General features: G+C 66.4%; 14 protein-coding genes and 1 pseudogene. 7 read left to right on the plus strand and 8 right to left on the minus strand.

Annotated elements, in window-relative coordinates; all coding sequences use genetic code 11:
- Window positions 1-33: 33 nt before the first annotated feature.
- Window positions 34-1,056: a 3-oxoacyl-ACP synthase III gene (locus IWX77_RS02020; protein ID WP_196842846.1), complete on the minus strand. Its 1,023-nt coding sequence runs from the start codon at window positions 1,054-1,056 to the stop codon at window positions 34-36.
- A gap of 207 nt (window positions 1,057-1,263) precedes the next feature.
- The gene (locus IWX77_RS02025; protein WP_196843043.1) at window positions 1,264-4,845 is read right to left on the minus strand and encodes a proline dehydrogenase family protein; all 3,582 of its coding nucleotides are present in this window, start codon (window positions 4,843-4,845) and stop codon (window positions 1,264-1,266) included.
- A 157-nt stretch (window positions 4,846-5,002) separates the two neighbouring features.
- Here IWX77_RS02025 and IWX77_RS02030 point away from each other — a divergent pair, with 157 nt between their 5' ends.
- The 3 genes from IWX77_RS02030 (at window position 5,003) to IWX77_RS02040 (ending at window position 8,370) form a co-directional block, all read left to right on the plus strand.
- A complete protein-coding gene (locus IWX77_RS02030; RefSeq protein ID WP_196842847.1) occupies window positions 5,003-5,962 on the plus strand; it encodes a LysR family transcriptional regulator in 960 nt (319 codons plus the stop codon).
- 231 nt (window positions 5,963-6,193) lie between these two features.
- Window positions 6,194-7,792 carry a phytoene desaturase family protein gene (locus tag IWX77_RS02035; protein WP_196842848.1) on the plus strand — a complete coding sequence of 533 codons (1,599 nt, stop codon included), beginning with the start codon at window positions 6,194-6,196 and terminating at the stop codon, window positions 7,790-7,792.
- 71 nt (window positions 7,793-7,863) lie between these two features.
- Entirely contained in the window at window positions 7,864-8,370 is a 507-nt protein-coding gene (locus tag IWX77_RS02040) for an SRPBCC domain-containing protein (RefSeq protein WP_196842849.1), read from the plus strand.
- A 548-nt stretch (window positions 8,371-8,918) separates the two neighbouring features.
- Here IWX77_RS02040 and IWX77_RS02045 read toward each other — a convergent pair.
- From IWX77_RS02045 to IWX77_RS02055, 3 genes are all read right to left on the minus strand, one after another.
- Window positions 8,919-9,476: an acyl-CoA thioesterase gene (locus IWX77_RS02045; protein ID WP_196843044.1), complete on the minus strand. Its 558-nt coding sequence runs from the start codon at window positions 9,474-9,476 to the stop codon at window positions 8,919-8,921.
- A gap of 228 nt (window positions 9,477-9,704) precedes the next feature.
- The gene (locus tag IWX77_RS02050) at window positions 9,705-10,811 is read right to left on the minus strand and encodes an alpha/beta hydrolase (protein WP_327012131.1); all 1,107 of its coding nucleotides are present in this window, start codon (window positions 10,809-10,811) and stop codon (window positions 9,705-9,707) included.
- 94 nt (window positions 10,812-10,905) lie between these two features.
- Complete coding sequence (locus tag IWX77_RS02055; RefSeq protein WP_327012132.1) at window positions 10,906-11,442, minus strand: YbhB/YbcL family Raf kinase inhibitor-like protein; 537 nt, start codon at window positions 11,440-11,442, stop codon at window positions 10,906-10,908.
- Between the two features lie 84 nt (window positions 11,443-11,526).
- Between IWX77_RS02055 and IWX77_RS02060 the strand changes: the two are divergent.
- The 4 genes and pseudogenes from IWX77_RS02060 to IWX77_RS02075 all read left to right on the plus strand — a co-directional run.
- Window positions 11,527-11,763: pseudogene (locus IWX77_RS02060) on the plus strand (hypothetical protein); the annotation flags it as partial.
- A gap of 143 nt (window positions 11,764-11,906) precedes the next feature.
- Window positions 11,907-12,809 (plus strand): ATP-binding cassette domain-containing protein, encoded by a 903-nt coding sequence (locus IWX77_RS02065; protein ID WP_196842850.1) that lies wholly within the window; start codon window positions 11,907-11,909, stop codon window positions 12,807-12,809.
- Complete coding sequence (locus tag IWX77_RS02070) at window positions 12,806-13,639, plus strand: ABC transporter permease (RefSeq protein WP_196842851.1); 834 nt, start codon at window positions 12,806-12,808, stop codon at window positions 13,637-13,639. The genes IWX77_RS02065 and IWX77_RS02070 overlap by 4 nt, the downstream gene beginning before the upstream one ends.
- Window positions 13,640-13,722: 83 nt before the next feature.
- On the plus strand, window positions 13,723-17,718 hold the full coding sequence (locus IWX77_RS02075; RefSeq protein WP_297412941.1) for a LamG-like jellyroll fold domain-containing protein: 3,996 nt from the start codon (window positions 13,723-13,725) through the stop codon (window positions 17,716-17,718).
- Between the two features lie 14 nt (window positions 17,719-17,732).
- On the opposite strand, the gene IWX77_RS02080 is transcribed toward IWX77_RS02075, so the two are convergent.
- The 3 genes from IWX77_RS02080 to hemB all read right to left on the minus strand — a co-directional run bounded on the left by IWX77_RS02080 (window position 17,733) and on the right by hemB (window position 20,537).
- Window positions 17,733-18,083 carry a hypothetical protein gene (locus tag IWX77_RS02080; protein WP_196842852.1) on the minus strand — a complete coding sequence of 117 codons (351 nt, stop codon included), beginning with the start codon at window positions 18,081-18,083 and terminating at the stop codon, window positions 17,733-17,735.
- 100 nt (window positions 18,084-18,183) lie between these two features.
- Entirely contained in the window at window positions 18,184-19,557 is a 1,374-nt protein-coding gene (hemL, locus tag IWX77_RS02085; RefSeq protein WP_297412942.1) for a glutamate-1-semialdehyde 2,1-aminomutase, read from the minus strand.
- On the minus strand, window positions 19,554-20,537 hold the full coding sequence (hemB, locus tag IWX77_RS02090; protein ID WP_196842854.1) for a porphobilinogen synthase: 984 nt from the start codon (window positions 20,535-20,537) through the stop codon (window positions 19,554-19,556). The genes hemL and hemB overlap by 4 nt, the downstream gene beginning before the upstream one ends.
- Between the last annotated feature and the right edge of the window lie 28 nt (window positions 20,538-20,565).

The following is a 20,565-nucleotide window of genomic DNA, read 5'->3' on the forward strand; positions in this document are numbered from 1 at the left end:
GTTACAGCGAACACAAAACACGGGGCGGCACCGTCACCAGACGAGTTCCATCATGGCGGTATTGAGGCCGGAGCCGACGCCCATGAGCAGTACCCGGTTGCCCGGCTGCAGCTTCGACGCCTCCTGCGAGAGCGTGATCGGAATCGACGCCGGGCCCACGTTGCCGAGCGTGGGATAGGTCAGCGGCACCTTGGTCTTGTCCATGCCGGTAGCCTTCACGATGGCGTTGGTGTGCACGTCCGACACCTGATGCACGATGTAGCGGTCCATGTTCGACCAGCTCCAGTCGCGTTTGGCTTCGGTCCAGGCCGAGACGACCAGTTCCATGCCGCCCTTGAGCAGCGCCTTGGCATCGGTGAACATGCCGTCGACGCTGCCGACGCACAGTCCGTTGAACTGGGTGGCGGCGCGGGTGACGCCGCCCAGGATGCGGTGTCCACCGGGGTGGGCATCCGCTGGACCGAGCACGGCGGCGGCCGCACCGGAACCGAGGGTGAGGCTCGCGAACTCGCTCATGAAGTCTTTGCGCTTGATGCCCGGGCGCCCGAGGCGGTCGATCGTGTTGGTCTGGATCTCGTCGGCGTCTTCGCCGTCGATGATGACGGCGTACGTGATCTGGCCGGAGTCGATGAGCTGCGCGGCGAGCGTCATACCGTTGACGAAGCCGAGGCAGGCGTTCGCAATGTCGAAGTTGATCGCCGACGAGGGCAACCCGAGTCCGTGGTGAATACGCACGGCCACGGAGGGTTCGAGATGCTTGCGGGTGACCGAGGTGTTGATGAGCAGGCCCACGTCGCTCGGCTTGATGCCGGCCTCGCGGAGGGCGATCTTGCCGGCCTTGACCGCGGCGTCGTCAAAGGTTTCGTTCGGGCCCCAATTGCGGCGCTCGTAGACGCCGGCCACGCGCTGCAGCAGCCCGGTGGGTAGTTTGAGGCGCGTCAGAACCGGCATGAGGCGTCGGTCGATTTCTTCCGACGTCGTGATGTGGGGCGCCATCTTACTGGTGACCGACAACAAAGCGACGTTTCGGTGCGTCGTCGTCGCGTTTCCGTTCAAGCGTGAACCCCTGTCGAAGTGTGGACAGCGGTAATCATACGTCCCCTATGAGTTTCCCCCACAAAACTGCATGTAAACCGCGCGTAGCCTGTGAACGCTCGTACGCGCTCGTGCAGAAATGCGAAAATTCCGCCGAAACCGCCCCCCAAATAACGCGATTGGGGGAGGCTCGGCCAAAAATCTTCGCAGTGACGTATCGTATCCGGCCTAGATCACACCCTCGGAGAGCGTGCTCGGGTTGCCGAACCGGTGCGCGGTGATCGAGATGGCCTGTTCGCGCAGGAACGGCAGGACCTCGATGCGGCCGGCCTGGGTGACCGCGTGCGAGTACACGGCAATGTCCGGGCTGCCGTTGACGGCATCGGCGAGAGCGGATGCCGCCTCCCACGCTCCCAGCACCGGGTCACTGCCGATCAGGCGCACGCGGCTGGCCGTGATTCCGCCGGAACGGGCCCGCGCGAGCCATTCCTCGTCGCTCTCGATGACCACCGGAATCTCGCGCTCGGCGAGGATGTTGCGCACGGCGGGCGGCACCGGGATGGTGCTCGACACGTCGTAGCGCGACGTCGACAGGGTCGCGGCGGCGATCACGCGCAGCAACTGGGCGAGCGTTCCGTTCTCGGTCAGGCGCACGGTGACCGGCAGTGCGCGGTAGCGGAACAGGTTGCGCTCCACGCCGAGGCCGGTGGCGTCGCGCACGACGTTGAATTCTTCGCGCCAGGCCAGGGCGTCGCTCACGGCCGAGCGGCGCAGCACGTCGAAGTCGGCGTAGTCGAGAAAGGGCTGGCTGGCCTCGATGATGTCGGTGACGCGCTGCTCAAGCCCGCGCAGGTGCAGTGTCGAGCTGTTGCGCCCCGGTTCGCTGACCCAGCTGCCGAGACCGAGGAGGTAGTTCGGTCCGCCGGCCTTGGTACCGGCGCCAACGGCGGAGCGCTTCCAGCCGCCGAACGGCTGGCGTTGCACGATGGCGCCGGTGATGCCGCGGTTGACATAGAGGTTACCGGCTTCGACGGTGTCGACCCAGAGGGCCAGTTCGTCGGTGTCGAGCGAGTGCAATCCGCTGGTGAGGCCGAAGTCGACGGCGTTCTGAAAGCGGATGGCTTCTTCCAGGTTGCGCGCGTGCATCACGCCGAGCACCGGGCCGAAGAACTCGGTGAGGTGAAAATACGATCCGGGCGCGACGCCGGTGCGAATGCCGGGTGACCACAACTTGCCGGTCTCGTCAAGCTGCTTGGGTTCGACCAGCCACTTCTCTTCGGCTCCAAGCGTTGTGAGGGCGTGCAGCAGCTTACCCTCGGCCGGCGACATGATCGGGCCCATCTGGGTGACCGGATCGCTTGCCAGGCCGACCTTGATCGAGGTCGCGGCGTCGACCAGCTGGCCGAGGAACCGCTCCGACTTCGCGACCGATCCGACCAGAATGACGAGGCTCGCGGCCGAGCACTTCTGGCCGGCGTGGCCGAAGGCGCTCTTCACGACATCGGCGGCGGCGAGGTCGAAGTCGGCCGAGGGGGTGACGATGATGGCGTTCTTGCCGCTGGTTTCGGCGAGCAGGGACAGGTCGTGCCGGAACGAGCGGAACAGCTCGGCCGTCTCGTAACCGCCGGTGAGGATGACCCGGTTCACGGCGGGGTGCGCGATGAGCTTGGCACCGAGGTCACGGCCCTGCAGGTTGACCAGCGCGAGCAGTTCCCGCGGGATGCCGGCTTCCCAGAGCGCTTCGACGACCACGGCGCCGGTGCGCTGGGCGAGGGCGGCGGGCTTGATGACGACGCCGGCACCGGAGGCGAGGGCGGCGAGTACGCCGCCTGCGGGTATGGCCGTCGGAAAGTTCCACGGCGGGGTGACCACGATGAGCTTCGAAGGCACAAAGATGGCACCCTGCACGTGGTCGAGGTCCTTGGCACGTTCGGCGTAATAGTGGGCGAAGTCCACGGCTTCGCTCACCTCGGCGTCACCCTCGGCGATGGTCTTGCCGCACTCGCTCGCCATGACCTCGATCAGGCGGTCGCGGTTGGCAGCGAGCGCGAGCCCGGCGCGGTGCAGCACGGCGGCGCGTTCGGCGCCGGTCTTCTGGCCCCAGGCGGTCCCGGCGGCCAGCACGCCGTCGATGATGGTGCCCAGCGCGGCCTCATCGGCTACCGCGGCGGCCGCGATGGTGTCGGTGCCGAGTGTGGACGCGTCGGCGCGGGCCAGAATACGGCGGCCCCAGGCCCGGTTGGCGGGAAGCGACGGGTCGGTGTCCGGCTCGTTGTGGAAGGTCGAGTGGCTGGGCACCGAGCCGCGCGTGATGCCGAGCAGCGCGCCGGTCAGCTGCGGGTCGGCGTCGGGGGCAGTCTCGGATGTCTGGCTGCGGGCATCCGTGTGGGCCGCGGCGAGGCGGCCCTGGTCGTAGCTGCTGGAGCGGTCCTGCACCCGGTTCGGGGTGGGCACCCGGTCGTCGAGGGCGTCGAGGGAGGCTTGAAAACGGGCCTTCTCACGGTCGAAAAGCTCAGGGTTGCTGGTCAGCTCAAACACGGCCGACATGAAGTTCTCCTGGCTCGCGTTCTCTTCGAGCCGGCGGATGAGGTAGCTGATGGCCACGTCGAACTGCGAGGGGTCGACGACGGGCGTGTAGAGCAGCAGCTGGCCGACGTCCTTGCGCACGGCCTGGGCCTGGCCGGTGGCCATGCCGAGCAACATCTCGAAGTCGACCCGGTCATCGACGCCGCGGGCGACGCTGAGCAGGTGCGCCCAAGCCACGTCGAACAGGTTGTGGCCGGCGATGCCGAGCTTGACCGCGTCGGTGTTCTGCGGGGTGAGGGCCCAGTTGAGCACCCGCTTGTAGTTGGTGTCGCTGTCCTGCTTGGTTGAGAAGGTGGCGAGCGGCCAGTCGTGCACGGTCGCATCGACGTGCTCCATGGCGAGGTTTGCACCCTTGACCAGGCGCACCTTGATCGGGGAACCGCCGGCAGCCCGGCGGTTCTGGGCCCAGTGGGTGAGGCCCTGGATGGCGCTGAGGGCGTCGGGCAGGTACGCCTGCAGCACGATGCCGGCTTCAAGCTGGGCGAGCTGCGGCTGGTCAAGCAGCCCTTCGAACACCGCGATGGTGAGGTCGAGGTCGCGGTATTCCTCCATGTCGAGGTTGATGAACTTCGGGGTAGGGGATGCCGCGGCGAACTCAAACAGCGGCGTCAGCCGTTCAATCACCCGGGCCACGGTCTCGTCGAAGGCCCACATCGACAGCTGGCTGGCGATCGATGACACCTTGATCGAGACGTAGTCCACGTCGGGGCGTTCGAGGATACGCTTGGTGCCCTCGAGGCGTTCGAGCGCTTCCTTCTCGCCGAGCACCGATTCTCCGAGCAGGTTGATGTTGAGGCGGTTACCGCCCTCTTTCAGGTGCACGAGTGCCGGGCCGAGCTTGTCGGGGGTGGAGTCGACGACGAGGTGGCCGACCATCTGGCGCAGCACCGTGCGGGCGGCAGGGATGACGACCCAGGGCAGCACCGGTCCGAGGATGCCGCCGAGGCCGATGGCCGCGCGCATGTGTGGCGGCAGAAAGCCGGGCGCCTTCTTGGCGACCTTCTGCAGGCTGTAGCCGGCGACCATCTTGTCCTCGGGGCGCATGACGCCGTCGACGAAGCCCACCGTGAAGTCCAGGCCGTTCGGGTCCTTGAGCACGCCGGCGAGCCGCTCGGCCGCGGCATCCGCTGGGATGGTGGCGCTCTCGTCGAGCCATTTCTTGACGAGCGCGACGACCTCCGAACTGAAATCCTCGTTGGCGGGGCGGGTGGAGGCGTTGGTCATGGTCACGAGACTAGTCTTTCGTTCGCGGATGGGTTGCTCGGGTGCTTCAAGTCTGCGGCCAGCCTATATTTAGCAAAAGCAATTGTTTATGCATAATATTCGTTACACTTTCTAATGATTCGGTTTTGAGTGCGGTGATGGGTGTAGGGGGCAGCGGATGCTGGATGTCAGACGGCTGCGCCTGCTGCGCGAACTGAAGATTCGCGGCACCCTCGCCGGGGTCGCCGAGGCCCTCGCCTACAGCCCCTCCGCGGTGTCGCAACAGCTCGCGTTGCTCGAAAAGGAGGCCGGCGTCGTGCTGCTCAAAAAAGTCGGCCGCCGGGTGCAGCTCACCCCGCAGGCGGAGATTCTGGTCGAGCACACCACCCACCTGCTGGAGCGGCTCGAGCTCGCCGAGGCCGATCTGCGCGCGAGCACCACGACGGTGTCGGGCACCGTGCGGGTGGCCGTGTTTCAGTCGGCGGCCCTCGCCGTGATTCCCCGCGCGCTCACCTTTTTGGCCGAGGATTTTGCGGCATTGCGGGTCGAGGTGACCGAGCGGGAGCCCGAGCGCGGCCTGTTCGAGGTAGCGGCGCGCGACTTCGACCTCGTGCTCGCCGAGCAGTATCCCGGGCACACCCGTGCGCACTGGCCCGACCTCGACCGGGTCAACCTGGCGACGGATGCGCTGCGGCTCGCGGTGCCGCCCGAAGAGAGCTCGCGGGTGCGCGCCGGCACGCTGGAAGAGACCGCCGGGCTGCCCTGGGTGATGGAGCCGGTGGGCACCGCGTCACGGCAGTGGGCGACACAGCTCTGCCGTTCGGCGGGGTTCGAACCCGACGTTCGATTCGAGACCGCCGATCTGATCGCGCACATCCGCTTGATCGAATCCGGCAATGCGGTGGGCATTCTGCCCGACCTGGTCTGGGCTGGCCGCATGCCGGCCGTGCAGTTGCATGACCTGCCCGGCACCCCGCATCGCACCCTGTTCTCGGCTGCGCGCCGGTCGAGCGCGCTACGCCCCGGCGTGGTCGCGGTGCGCGACGCCCTCGCCCGGGCGGTGAGCAAAGTGGCCAAGCCCACCGAATCCGACCCGCTCGAGCCGCCGCGCCCGTTCGAGCCGCTCGCGCCGGTGTAGCCGGGCCCGGAGCAGGCCACCGCCGAGCAGCAGGAGCAGAGCGGTACAGACCAGTCGTGCCGCCCTGCTTGTTGTCGGCATCCGCTTCGAGGCGCCCTCATTGGCGGTGACGGCGTAGGTACCGTCGGCGGAGAAGCTCACCGTGTCCGGCTGTGCCCCGACAGTGACCGCGCCGAGAACGGTGGGCGCACTGGCGTTGGCGAGGCAGGGTCGTCTCGATAGGCTCTGGGCATGAGCGAACCCAGACACGACGTCGTGATCATCGGTGGCGGCCACAACGGCCTCGTCGCCGCCACCTACCTCGCCCAGGCCGGTCGCAGCGTGCTCGTGCTCGAGCGCGCGCCGCAGGTCGGTGGCGCCGCCGTTTCAGCGGATGCCTTCCCCGGCGTCGACGCGCGCCTCTCCCGCTATTCCTACCTGGTGAGCCTGCTGCCGACGCGAATCATTCGCGAGTTGGGCCTCGACATTGAGCTGGCCCGGCGCCGGTACTCGTCCTACACGCCGGGGCTCTCCGTCGACGGGCTCCTCGTGGACGGGCTCCTCGTGGACGGGCTCCTCGTGGACCACGGCGACGCCGAGGCAACCCAGGCCTCCTTTGCGCGCATCGGGGCGGCGGCCGATTTCGACGCCTGGAACGCCTTCTACGACGACACTGCCCGGCTGGCCCGCGCCGTGTTTCCCACGGTGTGCGAACCGCTGCTCACCCGCTCGGAGGCGCGGCGGCTGGTCGGCGACGACGCGCTCTGGACCGCGCTGATCGAGCAGCCGCTCGGCAAGGTGATCACCGACCGCTTTACGAACGACCTCGTGCGCGGTGTCGTGGCCACCGACGGCCTGATCGGAACATTCACGAGCCTCGACGACCCGAGCCTCGACGCAAACCGCTGTTTTCTGTACCACGTGATCGGCAACGGAACCGGGGACTGGGACGTGCCGATCGGCGGTATGGGCGCCGTGACCGGCGCATTGGAACGGGCGGCCCGCGCGGCCGGATCTCGTCTGGAGACCGGCGCCGACGTGACGGCTGTGACGCCCGAGGGTGTTGTGACGTACCGGCAGCACGGGCGACTGGAGACGGTTCGGGGCGCAGTGGTTCTGGCGAACGTGGCGCCGTGGGTGCTGCGCGAGTTGCTGGGCGCTGCAGGCGGGGCATCAAATGCAGAAAACAAGCCGGAGGGCGCGCAGGTCAAGGTCAACCTGTTGCTGACCCGACTGCCACGGTTGAAGGACGCGAGCGTCTCTCCGGAGGCGGCGTTCGGAGGCACGTTTCACATCAACGAGAGCTTTGAGCAACTGCAGACCGCGTATGAGCAGGCGGTGGCGGGCACGATTCCCGCCCCGGTACCGTGCGAAATCTACTGCCACTCGCTGACCGACCCGAGCATTCTGTCGCCGGCGCTTGCCGCGGCCGGGGCGCACACCCTCACCGTGTTCGCCCTGCACACACCGAATCGCACTCTCACCGAGGCGAACAACGACGACTCGCGGGCGCAGTTGCAGGCCGCCGTGCTGCGGTCGCTCAATTCGGTTCTCGCCGAGCCGATCGAGCCACTGTTGTTAGCGGATGCCGACGGTCGCCCCTGCATCGAGACCAAGACGACCCTCGACCTCGAGCATGCCCTCAACCTGCCCGGCGGCAACATCTTTCACGGCAGGCTGTCTTGGCCGTTTCTGGAGGATAACGAGCCGCGCGACACGCCCGCCGCGCGCTGGGGAGTCAGCACCGAACATGCGCGCATCCTCATCTGCGGCGCCGGAACCAGGCGCGGCGGCGGAGTCAGCGGGCTCGGCGGCCACAACGCCGCTATGGCCGTTCTCGAGGTCTCCTGACGTATAGCCGAGGGGCTGAAAGTGGCCTAGCCTGAGTCAAGACTCGCGTTTCACTCATAGTGGAGGTCACCATGTCAGCCAGGCCCACCGGACGCCTCGTTCACCGCGAGGACGGACTGTATCTCATGCTCAATCGGCTGTTCAACGCGCCGATCGCACAGGTGTGGGCGAGCATGACCCGCCCCGCCGAACTCGAGAAGTGGATCGGCACCTACACGGGTGCGCCGGCGACCGGCGCCGTCAAATTCAAGATGACGGCGGAGCCAGACGCCTTGTGGGAGTACGTGAGCATTCGCGAATGCCAGGCTCCGCACCGCTTCAACGGCGATTTCGGCGAGGGCGAGGATTCCTGGCGCGCACTGTTCCACCTGGTCGAGGGCGACGGCATGACCAACCTGACCTTCGGGCAGCGGTTGCGCTCGGCCTCCGAGGCCGCCACGGTCGGTCCCGGCTGGGACTATTACCTCGATCGCCTGGTCGCCTCGCGCGCCGGTCTGCCACTGCCGGAGTGGGAGCACTACTATCCGGCGCACGCCCAGTTCTACAAGGACCTCATCGTTCCAGTGCGCACCGCCTGAACCCAGTACGGCTGCGGCCTCCTTCGTCCCTCATGCGTGCGGGCAGATCGGAGTGGCGAAGGGGCGCCGCGCTGGCACGATGCCGCCCGTCTTCCCTGGGTTGTGCCGCACTGTTTCCGCACCCAAGAATCGTAAATAATTCTGACTGTAGTTCAATTTAATGCTGATATTCTCTCACTTATAGAAGTGATTTGAGCTATAACTGTGGGTGAAGGAGGCACCGCCGCCATCGGTGCCGTGCCGACACCGACATCGACACTGCACTCTGCTCTGCTCTGCTCTGCTCTGCTCTGCTCTGCTCTGCTCTGCTCTGCTCTGCTCTGCTCTGCTGGTACCACCACCACACCATCGACAGCAACGGCTGGAAAATCCGCATGACCAACGGAAGACCCCAGGTACTCGGGCCCCTCCTCTGGGACCCCACCCAAACCTGGCGATCCGCCCACAGCCACCGCGCCAACACCCCCAGCGCCAACACCCCCGGCCAAAAACCCCACTGGCGCACCCAGCGTCATTAGTGCGCGGCTTGACGCTGCCGTGGCGCTTGGCTAGGTCCAGATACTCGGAGCCGGGGTGCGGGTGGCTGGCGCTGCAGCGTTTTGGCTCCACTCGAGCAGCCACTCGGGAACTGTCACGTCGTCGGGGGCGACTCCGATCGCCTCGAGCAATTCCTCGATCGTGACGATGCCGCCGGTGCGCTTGAGAAAACGGCCACGAATGTATCCATGGGAGTAAATTTCAGGTGAGCCATCGGCATCCGGTCGCACGAAACGTTGCTCGACGTACACGGCTTTCTCGTCGAAGCCGAGGATGCGCGACTCGACCGTGAACTTCTGGCCGACCGTGAGCGACTTGCGAAAGCTGATGGTCTCGGAGACGACAACCGGATACCAGCCACGCGCCTTGAAGATCGCCCACACACCGGTGCGGTGCAGCATGTCGAAGCGGGCCACGTCCATGATCGACAGGTAGACGCCGTTGTTCATGTGCCGCAAAATATCCTGATCCGTCGGCAGGGTCACGAAGTTGGTGCGGGCGACATCGAAGTGACCGAGCCGAGGACCGAATTTCGACAGCAGGGCGTGGAGGAAGGTTCTAAAAAACATATGCACGACCCGATGCTAGCGAAGCCGACACAACCGGCGGCATCCTTTGTGGGTGACCGCCATTCGTAATAGGCGCAAAGCAGCCACGCTGAGCGCGGCGCGCGTGGCCCTCAGGACCGAGCCCTCAGGACCAAGTGGCGACTCGTGCTCGGGGGGCGCTGTTCCACTGCAGCTCGCGGTGCTCGGACCGGTCTTCGTGGTGCTGGCGCTGCTCCACGCGGTCCTCGATCACGCAGTAGCCACTGCACGCGGCGCGACGGCGCGTACAAAGGCGCCCAGGCGGCGGTAGACCTCCTGCGATTCCGGATGCGTGTCGTCCTGCTGCCAGGTGTGTCTGGTGTTCACACTGCGACGGCCATAGATCAGGGTATCGACGCGAATCGCGCGCGCCCGCAGTGCCTCGATGAAGTTGAGGTTGGCGCGATAAAAATAGTCCCGCTCCGACGTGGTGACGAAGACCGGCGGAAAACCCCGCTCGAGCCACTCGATGGGCGACATGAAGCGCGCGGCCGTGCGCAGGTGCAGTCCACGACCCCGCTCGGGCAGCAGCATGCGCACAAAGTTGAGGCTCAGCACAAACCCGCGGTCGAACAGAACCGAGAAGTCGGCGATGCTGCAGTGCTGCACCAGGCCGCGCAGGTTGCGGGCGGCGACCGGCGGCTGAATGTCATAGTGTTCGGCAAGCTTGGGCTCGTAGGCCGCAGCGGTGAGCAGCGCCGCGATGTGGCCGCCGGCGGAATCGCCGCCAAGCACGATGCGGGTCGGGTCTCCCCCGTACGCGGCGATATTGCGGGCGACCCAGTCGAGCACCGCATTGCCGTCATGCATCATGTGCTTGAGTTGAAAACGCGTGGCCATGCGGTAGTTGGCGTTGATAACGACCATGCCCTCGGCAGCCTGGCTCGCGCAGTACTTGGTGAGCGGGTCTTTGTCCCCCGATGTCCAGCCGCCACCGTGAAAGTACACGTAGACGGGCAGCGGCTCACAGACAGCATCAGCGTCGCGCTTGGGAACGAGAACGTCGAGCCGGTGAATCTTCTCGCCATCCCCCACGTAGTCGATATCGAGGTCGTACTCGACCGAATCGATCGGGTGCAGGTTGAACTTGTGCACCGGTGCCCGGCGCCGCAGCATCAGTGCACGCCAAGCCCAAACCGGCAGCCGACGGATGCCCGTCTCCCGGTGAGCAGACCGATCAACGGTCACGCCGTCATCGTGCAAACGAATGCCGTGCAGCCAGGACTTTGCCGACGTAACGGCGCTGTCCGACGAAGATGAGGGGCGGTGCGGGGGAATGGGACGAGCAGTGTCGGACGTGGTGCTGGTTTTTTTCACTCCGTGATCTTAAATCGACTCCCCCGAATCCTCGCTGGGAAGTACCCCATTTGGGGGTAACTCCCGGTTTCAGGTGGGCCTTCATCTCACTCGCTCAGGCAGCGGATACCCCACCCGCGACCCCCGTCGCTTCCAGAACCGCACGCGCGAGCGTGTGAAAGTGCAGGTTGAAGCCAAGAACACCCGGCGTGGACTGCGAGTCGAGGTCGAGAGCGCCAACATCGACGGCGTGCACGATGAACTGGTACCGGTGCGTGCCGGTGCCCGGGGGCGGTCCGGCCCCGATGAAGGAGGTGAGTCGCACCTCGTTCGGCAGCACGAGGGAACCCGCCGGCAGGGCACCTACGGCGGAACCGACTCCAGCCGCGAGGTCGGTGACGGACACCGGCAGGTTCGCCACGGCCCAGTGCCAGAATCCGGAGCCGGTCGGGGCGTCGGGGTCGTACACGGTGAGGGCGAAACTCTGGGTCTCGGCCGGAAAACCAGACCAGGAGAGCTGCGGCGAAACATCCGCTCCCCCGGCACCGGCAGCATATTGGGCTGGCCGCAGCGGGCCCCCATCGGTCATATCGGTGCTCGTGAGCGAAAACTGGGGCACCTCGCCGAAGCGGGCGAGCGGGTCGTGGGTCACGGGGGCCTCCGTTAGACGTGCTGCCCTGTTGCAGTGCAGTCAGTGCGGCCAGCCTACGCGCGCCCTCGTAAAATGAGTCCATAGCTCGTCGTCAAGGTGCGCGACGAAATCGTGAGCTTCGGCGCCCCCGGCGAGCTGCGCGTCGATGCAACCGGAGTCGTCGGCGGCGGCACCAAGCTGCAACCGATGGAGCTCAATGCGCTCGTCGCCGAACGCGGCGACGACGTCGTCTTCTTCGATGGGCGCAACAAATTCGAGGCTGAGATCGGCCATTTTCGAAACGCGGTCGTGCCCGATGTCGCCAACACCCGGAAGGTCGTGGTGTGTGCGGAATGCGTCGCGCTGGCCGCGCCGACCTGCGCAGAGCGCGCGCAGGTACCGGTCTCCTGACTCATAGCGCCCGGTCGGCGGCCTGAATCGGCCAGCCGGGTAATAGGGTGGGAAGAATCACGTAGGGGAGTCTGATGCCTACCGGCGCTGTTATCGAATTCAGGAACGTCAGCAAACGTTTTGGCGGTGTCACCGCGGTCAACGATCTCTCCTTCACGGTCGAACCCGGCCGGGTCACCGGCTTTCTCGGACCGAACGGTGCCGGCAAGACCACGAGCCTGCGCATTCTGCTCGGGCTGGTCGGGGCCAGCAGCGGCACGGCCACATTCGGCGGCGTGCGCTACCGCGACCTGCCGCAGCCGCTTGAGACAGTGGGCGCTGCCCTCGAAGCCGCAAGCTTTCACCCCGGCCGCACCGCCCGCGACCACCTCGGCGTCTACGTGATCGCAGCCGGACTGCCGCGCTTCCGGGTCATGGAGGCGCTCACCCAGGTCGGCCTCGCTGCCCACGCCGGCCAGCGGGTCGGCGGCTACTCGCTCGGCATGCGCCAACGACTCGGCCTGGCCTACGCCCTGCTCGGCGACCCGGGCGTGCTCGTACTCGACGAGCCGATCAACGGGTTGGACCCGGAGGGTATCCGCTGGATTCGCGGTTTTCTGCGCGACATGGCCGCCGAGGGTCGCACCGTTCTGGTGAGTTCACACCTGCTCTCCGAAGTGCAGCAGAGCGTCGACGACGTCGTCATCATCGCCCGGGGTGAGCTCGTGCACCGCGGACCGCTGTCGAGCCTCGATACGGATGCCGCCCCACAGACGATCGTGGATTCTCCCGACCGCGACGCCCTCGCCGCCGCACTCACGGCGGCCGGGATCGGTTTTTCGATCGGCCGTACCGGACTGTTGGCAGCGACGCCCGACCCGGCGCTGCTTGGCCATCTCGCCTTCACCGCCGGGGTCGAACTGAGCGTGCTGCATCGGCAGAAAGCCGGCCTCGAAGACTCGTTTCTCGCCCTCGTCGGCGGAGGCCACTCGCTATGACAACGTTCCTGCGGTCTGTCGCGGCCGAATTCTCCAAGATTTTCACCACGCGCCTGTGGTGGATCCTCGCCATCGTGCTCTTCTGCTACATCGGCCTGCTGGCCGGCGGCCTCGCGGCGCTGTTCGCCGGAATCCAGACCGGCGTGATCAGCCCGGATGCCGTGAATACCGGCGGCGGAGTAACCACCTTCGGCAGCCTCCCGCCCCTCATCTACAGCTTTGCTTCCTCGGTCGGCTACGTCTTTCCGGTGCTGCTCGGCGCCCTCGCGACGACCGGCGAGTTTCGCCACCAGACCCTGACGCCGACCTTTCTGGCCACACCGCGCCGCGGCGTGGTGCTCGGAGCAAAGACGGTCACCCTGATTCTGATCGGTGCGGGCTTCGGGGTCGTCGCGCTGGCGGCATCCGTTGGTCTCGGCGGCGGGCTGCTCAGTGCGTTTGGTGTGGATGCGCTCCTGCTCGATTCTCAGACCTGGCTGCTGGTCGTTCGCACGCTGCTCGCCATGGGCCTGTGGGCGGCGATCGGCGTTGGTCTCGGCGTGCTCGTACCGAATCAGGTCGCCTCGATTGTGATCGTGCTCGCTTTCACCCAGTTCATCGAACCACTGCTGCGGCTGGCCGCCTCTTTTCTCGAGGTCACCGCGCAGATCGGCAACTTTCTGCCGGGCGCCGCTTCCGACGCGCTCGTCGGCGCGAGCGTCTTCACCATTGCGAACCCGGCCGGCGCCGCGCTGCTCGACTGGTGGCAGGGTGGCCTGGTGTTGCTCGGCTATGCCGTCGTCGGAACGGTCATCGGTTACGCCGCGAGCTGGAAGAAAGACGTCACGTAGCCCCACTCCCGAATTCGGGACGAAGTGTTTCACCCCCGCTTGGGGGCATTACACGCTGAGAATTCCTCACTAGGCTCCGACTCGTGCGGTGGCTGTCCTACGGCTGCGAACAGACTCGAAGCGAGGCCTCCCTGGTGAGTGTGCTGCGTTCTGCCCGAATTGGGCTACTAGCCGGCGTCTCAACCGTCGCGCTCGTTCTGGGTGCCCTTGCCGTTCCGCTCACGGCCGCCGCCGACAGTCGGCCCGCGGATGCTGCCACGCCCGTGACGGTATCTGCCGACTCGCTCCCCACCGCACAGATCAATGGTGTCGTGTGGGCACAACTCATTGTGGGTACCACCGTGTACGTGGGTGGAGAGTTCACCCGCTCGCGCCCGGCCGGATCGGCCCCCGGCGTGAACGAGGTCGTGCGCAACAACCTTCTCGCCTACAACCTCACCACGGGCGTGCTGGTGGCATCCTTCAATCCCAACGTCAACGGCGCGGTCCGCGCCCTGACCGTATCGAACGACGGGTCGCGGCTATTCGCGGGTGGCGCGTTCACGAGCGTTGGTGGCGTCAGCCGGTCCCGCGTTGCCGCTTTCGACACGATGAGTGGCGCCCTCATCGCCGGCTGGGCGCCGGTCATGAACGCGGGCGTCAAGGCGCTGGCCTTCGCGGGTACCACCGTCTACATGGGTGGATCGTTCACTGCTGCAGGCGGTCAGGCCCGCGCCAGGATGGCTGCCTTCAACGGCACCACCGGCGCCCTGCAGCCGTGGTCGGGCACGCCGACCGGCGGCAGCATCAATGCCCTCGCCGCGTCCCCCGACGGGAGCAAGGTCGTCATCGGCGGCTCGTTCACCGCCTACAACGGCAGCTCCGACCCCGGCTACGGCATGGCCGCGACCGATGCCACAACCGGCACCTCACTGCCGTGGAAGATCAACGGTCTCATTCGCAACGGCGGCACTCAAGCGGCCATCCTCAGTCTGACCGGATCAGCCGAGGGGCTGTTCGGCACCGGTTACGTGTTCGGAAGTGGGGGAAACTTCGAAGGAACATTTCGGGCCGGCTGGGCTGACGGCAGTCTGATCTGGGTCGAAGACTGCCACGGCGACACCTATTCTGCGGTGCCGGCCGGTGACAAGGTCTACACGACCGAGCATGCGCACTACTGCGGCAATATCAACGGCTTCGAGCAGACCGAGCCGTGGACCTACCACCGCACCCTGGCCTTCAGCATGGATGTCGGCGGTACCATCACCGCAGACAAGCACGGCTACTACAACTTTGCCGGCACGCCTCGGCCCAACCTGCTCACGTTCTATCCCGATATCAACACCGGTACCTTCACCGGGCAGGGACAGGGGCCCTGGCATGTCACGGCAAACGCGCAGTACCTGCTGTACGGCGGAGAATTCACCATTGTGAACAACAAGAGACAGCAGGGCCTCGCCCGATTCGCCGTGCCGGCCATCGCCCCGAACAAAGAAGGGCCGCGCGTTGCCAATGCGACCTTCGTCTCATCGGCGTTCGTACCGTCGGCAGCTTCGTTCGTGAGCGGGACGGCACGCCTCAGCTGGAAGTCGGCCTACGACCGCGACAACGAGAACCTCACCTACGAGGTGCTCCGCGACGGAGTCGTCGTCACCACGTTCCAGGCGCTCTCCTCCGACTGGAATCGGCCGAACCTCGCCTTCTCAGACACCGGACTGAACCCGGGGCAAATCTACTCCTATCGAATCCGGGTCACCGACCCCTTCGGCAACACGAACACCGGAGGCGCGGCCAACGTCACGGTCGCATCCGGCGCCCTCAGCGGCTATGCAGCGAGCGTCCTGGCGGATTCCCCTCGTTCCTACTGGCCGCTCAATGAGGCATCCGGTCCCACGGCCTTTGACTGGATGAGCGGCGCCGACCTGGTCCGAAACGGCGGCATCTCCCCCGGCGCGCCGGGGGCAATCCTGGGCGACACGAGCACGGCCAGTAGTTTTGACGGCACGGCCGCCGGATTCGCCGCGACCCAGAATGCCGAGAGTCCGTCGAATTCGTTCAGCGTTGAGACTTGGGTGAAAACCGCGACCACGCAGGGCGGCAAGATCATCGGCTTCGGCAACAGCGCAACCGGCCAGAGCGGCGGGTACGACCGGCACGTCTACATGGACAACGACGGTCGCATCTGGTTCGGCGTCTACCCCGGCGCATCGCAGACGATCAATTCGACCACGTCGTACAACGACGGCAAGTGGCACCAGATCGTGGCCAGTCTGGGCAACTCCGGTATGTCGCTGTCCATTGACGGCAAGAGGGTCGCTCAGCGCGCCGATGTCACCTCCGGCCAGGACTACCAGGGCTTCTGGCGTATCGGCGGGGACAATCTCGGCGGCTGGCCGGCCCGGCCCACGAGTGCGTTCATTGCCGCCGACATTGCTCAGGTCGCCGTCTATTCCGCCCCGCTCACGCAGACGCAGATCGCGGCGCACTTCGTGGCATCCGGCCGAACGAGCCCCATCACACCGGCCCCGACCGACGTGTACGGCGCAGCCGTCTACGCCGCTGCGCCTGACCTGTATTGGCGTCTGGGTGAATCGAGCGGAACGAAAGCGATCGATTCATCGGCATCGGGCCAACCCGGAACGTACTTCGACTCGGTCACCCTGGGCACGCCAGGGCTTCTGAACGGCACGAGCAACACCGCGGCGTCGTTCAGCAGCGGGCTTGTGAGCAGTGACACCCAGATTGCGGCTCCCAGTACCTACGCGCTCGAGTCCTGGTTCCGCACGACGACGACGCGGGGTGGAAAACTCATCGGCTTCGGAAGCGCCTCCACCGGATTGTCGGACAGCTACGACCGACACGTTTATATGCAGGACGATGGCCGCCTCGTCTTTGGCACCTGGACCGGCCAGGCGAACACCGTCGTGACCGACGCCAGCTACAACGATGGGCAGGCGCACTACGTTGTGGCTGAACAGTCATCTGACGGCATGGCGCTCTACGTTGATGGCGCTCTGGTCGGCACGAACCCGCAAACGGGTGCGCAGGGGTATTCCGGCTACTGGCGTATTGGGGGCGACAACACGTGGGGCTCGTCGAGCCCGTGGTTCGCCGGCACCCTCGACGACGTCGCCGTGTATCCCCATCTGCTCAGCGGCGCCGCGATCGCCCAGCATTACTCGCTGGGCTCAGCCACGGCCGCCCCGCACAATGCGGCGCCGACCGCCGCATTCGTCGCCACCACCGACCAGCTGTCTGTGGCAGTGGATGCTTCGACCTCGACAGATTCTGATGGGACCGTGACCGGTTTCGCCTGGTCTTGGGGTGACGGCAGCACGAGCACAGGCGCGACGGGAACGCACACCTATGCGGCCGCCGGAACCTACTCGATTACCCTGACCGTCACCGACAACGGCGGGGCCACCGACACGGCGACCCAATCCGTCACTGTCACCGCGCCGGCACCGGTGCCAACCGGCATCGCTGCGGATGTCTTCGCCCGCGTGGTCAGCGGCGGCCTCGGCGCGGCCGACCTCGGAGGCGCCTGGACCACGACCGGCCCGGCCAGCAACTACTCGGTTGCCAATGGCGCCGGTCAGCTCCGGGTCGCAGCCGGGGGCGCGGGGAACGGTTATCTGGCCGGTGTTTCGTCATCGAGCACCGATCTGACCGTAACCACCTCGCTGCAGCAGGCAACAACGGGAGGCGGTTCATTTATCTCAGTGATTGGGCGACGTGTCGGATCCGACGACTATCGCGCGCGGGTGAAGATTCTTGCGGACGGCAGCGTGCAACTGCAGCTCCTGCGTGGCGCCACGACCCTGCGAGCGAGCACGATCGCCGGGCTCAGATACCGCACCAACGATGCGTTGCAGGTGCGCCTGCAGGTCTTCGGGATGGCGCCGACCACAATTCGGGCCAAGGTGTGGGCGACGGGAACCACTGAGCCGACGACCTGGCAGCTCAGCGGCACAGACGCGACCCCGGCCCTCCAGCAATCCGGATCAATCGGGTTGGCGCTCTACCTCAGCGGGTCTGCCACGACGCCGATGACCGTCGCCTTCGATGATCTCGCCGCGACGCCGGTGGCTGGGCCGTAGCGAGGGTTCGGACGCTATGTCGGCAACTTGAGCGAGCCGATGAAATCGATCGCATGCTGGCTGGTGAGAATGACACGGGCGAATTCTTCGTCGACGAGGTCGATCACCACGGCCGGTCGATGGCGCTTAATGGAGACGAAATCTTTGCCGCCGTGAAACTTCCACGTTCCGGCGGCCACGACGAGCGGGATAATCGAGCCGAGGGACCGAATTCCGCGCAACCAGATCCACGGATCCTCGGTGATAATCACTGAGCGAATATTCTCCCGCTGTACCACGATCGACTCGCGTCGTAGCGCAAGGGTTCTTTCGGCGCGCGTCAGGTGGATCTCGAGCCGGTCGGAATGCACGCTCAGGGAGGCCATTGTTCCAGTCTGCCCGGTCGCGCCCGAAAACCCACTGTCTGAACCTCACAAAGCAGTAACGTCCCGGCAAGAGGAACCCACAACCCGACCGATGAGCGGTCTAGGCGGGCATGGTCGCTGCGGCTGCAGCCCTGGCCGCCGCCGGCAGCGCCTCGAAGATGCGCCCGATGGCGCTCTGGTCGTGCGCGTCGGAGACAAACCAGGCCTCGAACACGCTCGGCGGCAGCGACACGCCGCCATCGAGCATGGCGTGAAAGAAAGGTGGGTAGCGAAAAGCCTCCTGCCGCTTGACGTCGGCGTAGGTGCGCGGGGCCGAGTCCTGCGCTTCCTCACCGAACACGAAGCTGAACAGGTTGCCGGCCCGCTGCACCCGGTGGGCGACGCCCTCGGCGGCGAGCGAGGCGGAAACCGCTTCCGAGAGGATGATGGCGGTTGCGTTGAGCCGATCGTACACGCTCTCGTCGAGCAGGTTGAGGGTCGCGATGCCGGCCGCGACGGCGACCGGGTTACCCGACAGTGTGCCGGCCTGGTAGACCGGGCCGGTCGGTGCGAGAAAGTCCATCACGTCGGCCCGACCACCGAGGGCGGCCGCGGGCAGACCGCCACCGATGATCTTGCCGAAGGCGAGCAGGTCGGGCGTGTAGAACTTTTCGCCAGCCGACTCGAGGCTGCTGGTCTCGAGGCCCCAGAAGCCGGAGCGGCTCACCCGAAAGCCGGTGAGCACTTCGTCGAGAATGAGCAGGGCGCCGTTCGAGTGCGCAATCGCCGACAGGGCCGCGTTGAAGCCGGCATCCGGGGCGACGACGCCCATGTTGGCGGCGGCGGCCTCGGTGATGATCGCGGCAATACCGCCCGGGTGCGCTTCGAAGGCGGCCCGAACGGCGCCCAGGTCGTTGTACGGCAGCACGAGCGTCTGCGCGGCGGTCGCCGCGGTGACGCCGGCCGAGCCGGGCAGTGCGAGCGTGGCGAGGCCCGAACCGGCCTGGGCGAGCAGACCGTCGGAGTGGCCATGGTAGTGCCCGGCGAACTTGATCAGCAGGTCACGACCGGTGAAGCCGCGCGCTAGGCGAATCGCGGTCATGGTCGCTTCGGTGCCGGTGGAAACGAGGCGCAACTTCTCGACCGCGCCGACCCGCTCGGCGACGAGTTCGGCCAGTTCGGTTTCGGCCGGCGTCGACGCACCAAAGGACAGCCCGAGGGCGGCGGCATCCTGCACGGCCTTGATGACCTCGGGATGCGCGTGACCGAGAATGGCCGGACCCCACGAGTTGACGAGGTCGACATACTCGCGGCCGTCGGAATCGGTGACGTAGGCGCCCGCAGCCTTCACGAGAAAGAGCGGGGTGCCGCCGACGGAGCCGAAGGCACGCACCGGCGAGTTGACCCCGCCGGGAATCACGCGGCGGGCGCGGTCGAACAGTTCGTCGTTGTGGGTAATCGTGTGTTCCATTGAAGTCGACATCGTGCCGGTCATGCTTGCTCCTCCTTGAACCAGATGGCCAGTTCGACGGCCCAGTACGTGAGTACAGCGTCGGCGCCGGCTCGGCGGATGCCCAGAACCGATTCTTCGACGGCGCGGCGCCGGTCGATCCAGCCCTGCGCGGCGGCCGCCTCGATCATGGCGTATTCGCCGGACACTTGATATGCCCAAACCGGAATATTACTCATGGCGGCGACGTCGGCGAGCACGTCGAGGTAGCTGCCGGCCGGCTTGACCATGACGATGTCGGCGCCCTCGTCGATGTCGAGCTGGGCTTCGCGCACACCTTCCCGGCGGTTGGCCGGGTCAAGCTGGTAGGTGCGCCGGTCGCCGACCAGTGTCGAGGCGACAGCTTCGCGAAACGGGCCGTAGAAGGCGGAGGCGTATTTGGCCGAGTAGGCGAGCAGGGCCGTGTCTTCAAAACCGTTGGTGTCGAGGGCCTCGCGCACGGCGGCGACCTGGCCGTCCATCATGCCGGAGAGGCCGAGCAGCGCGGAACCGGCCGTTGCCTGGGCCAGCGCCATGTCGCGGTAGCGCTCCAGGGTGGCGTCGTTGTCGACGTGGCCGTCGGCTGCGAGCACGCCGCAGTGGCCGTGGTCGGTGAATTCGTCGAGGCACAGGTCGGTCTGCACGACGAGCGCGTCGCCGATCTCGTCGACGAGCGCGCGAGTGGCCAGGTTGAGGATGCCGCTGGGGTCGGTCGCACCGGTACCGGTCGCGTCACGCCTCGATGGCACCCCGAACAGCATGATCCCGCCAACGCCGGCTTCGGCCGCCTGAACGACGGCACGTCGTGCACTGTCGATGCTGTGCTGCACGACACCGGGCATCGAGCCGATCGGGCGGCTGTCATCGCCTTCGCGCACGAACATGGGAAGCACAAGCTCGGCCGGGTGAACACGAATTTCACTGGCCAGGCGACGAAGGGCGCCGCTGGTGCGCAGACGTCGTGGGCGGATTACGGGGTTGGTCACCCCTGTACCCTACGCCGCCTGGCTGTAC

Source organism: Cryobacterium sp. CAN_C2 (assembly GCF_015751745.1).
Lineage (GTDB): Bacteria > Actinomycetota > Actinomycetes > Actinomycetales > Microbacteriaceae > Cryobacterium.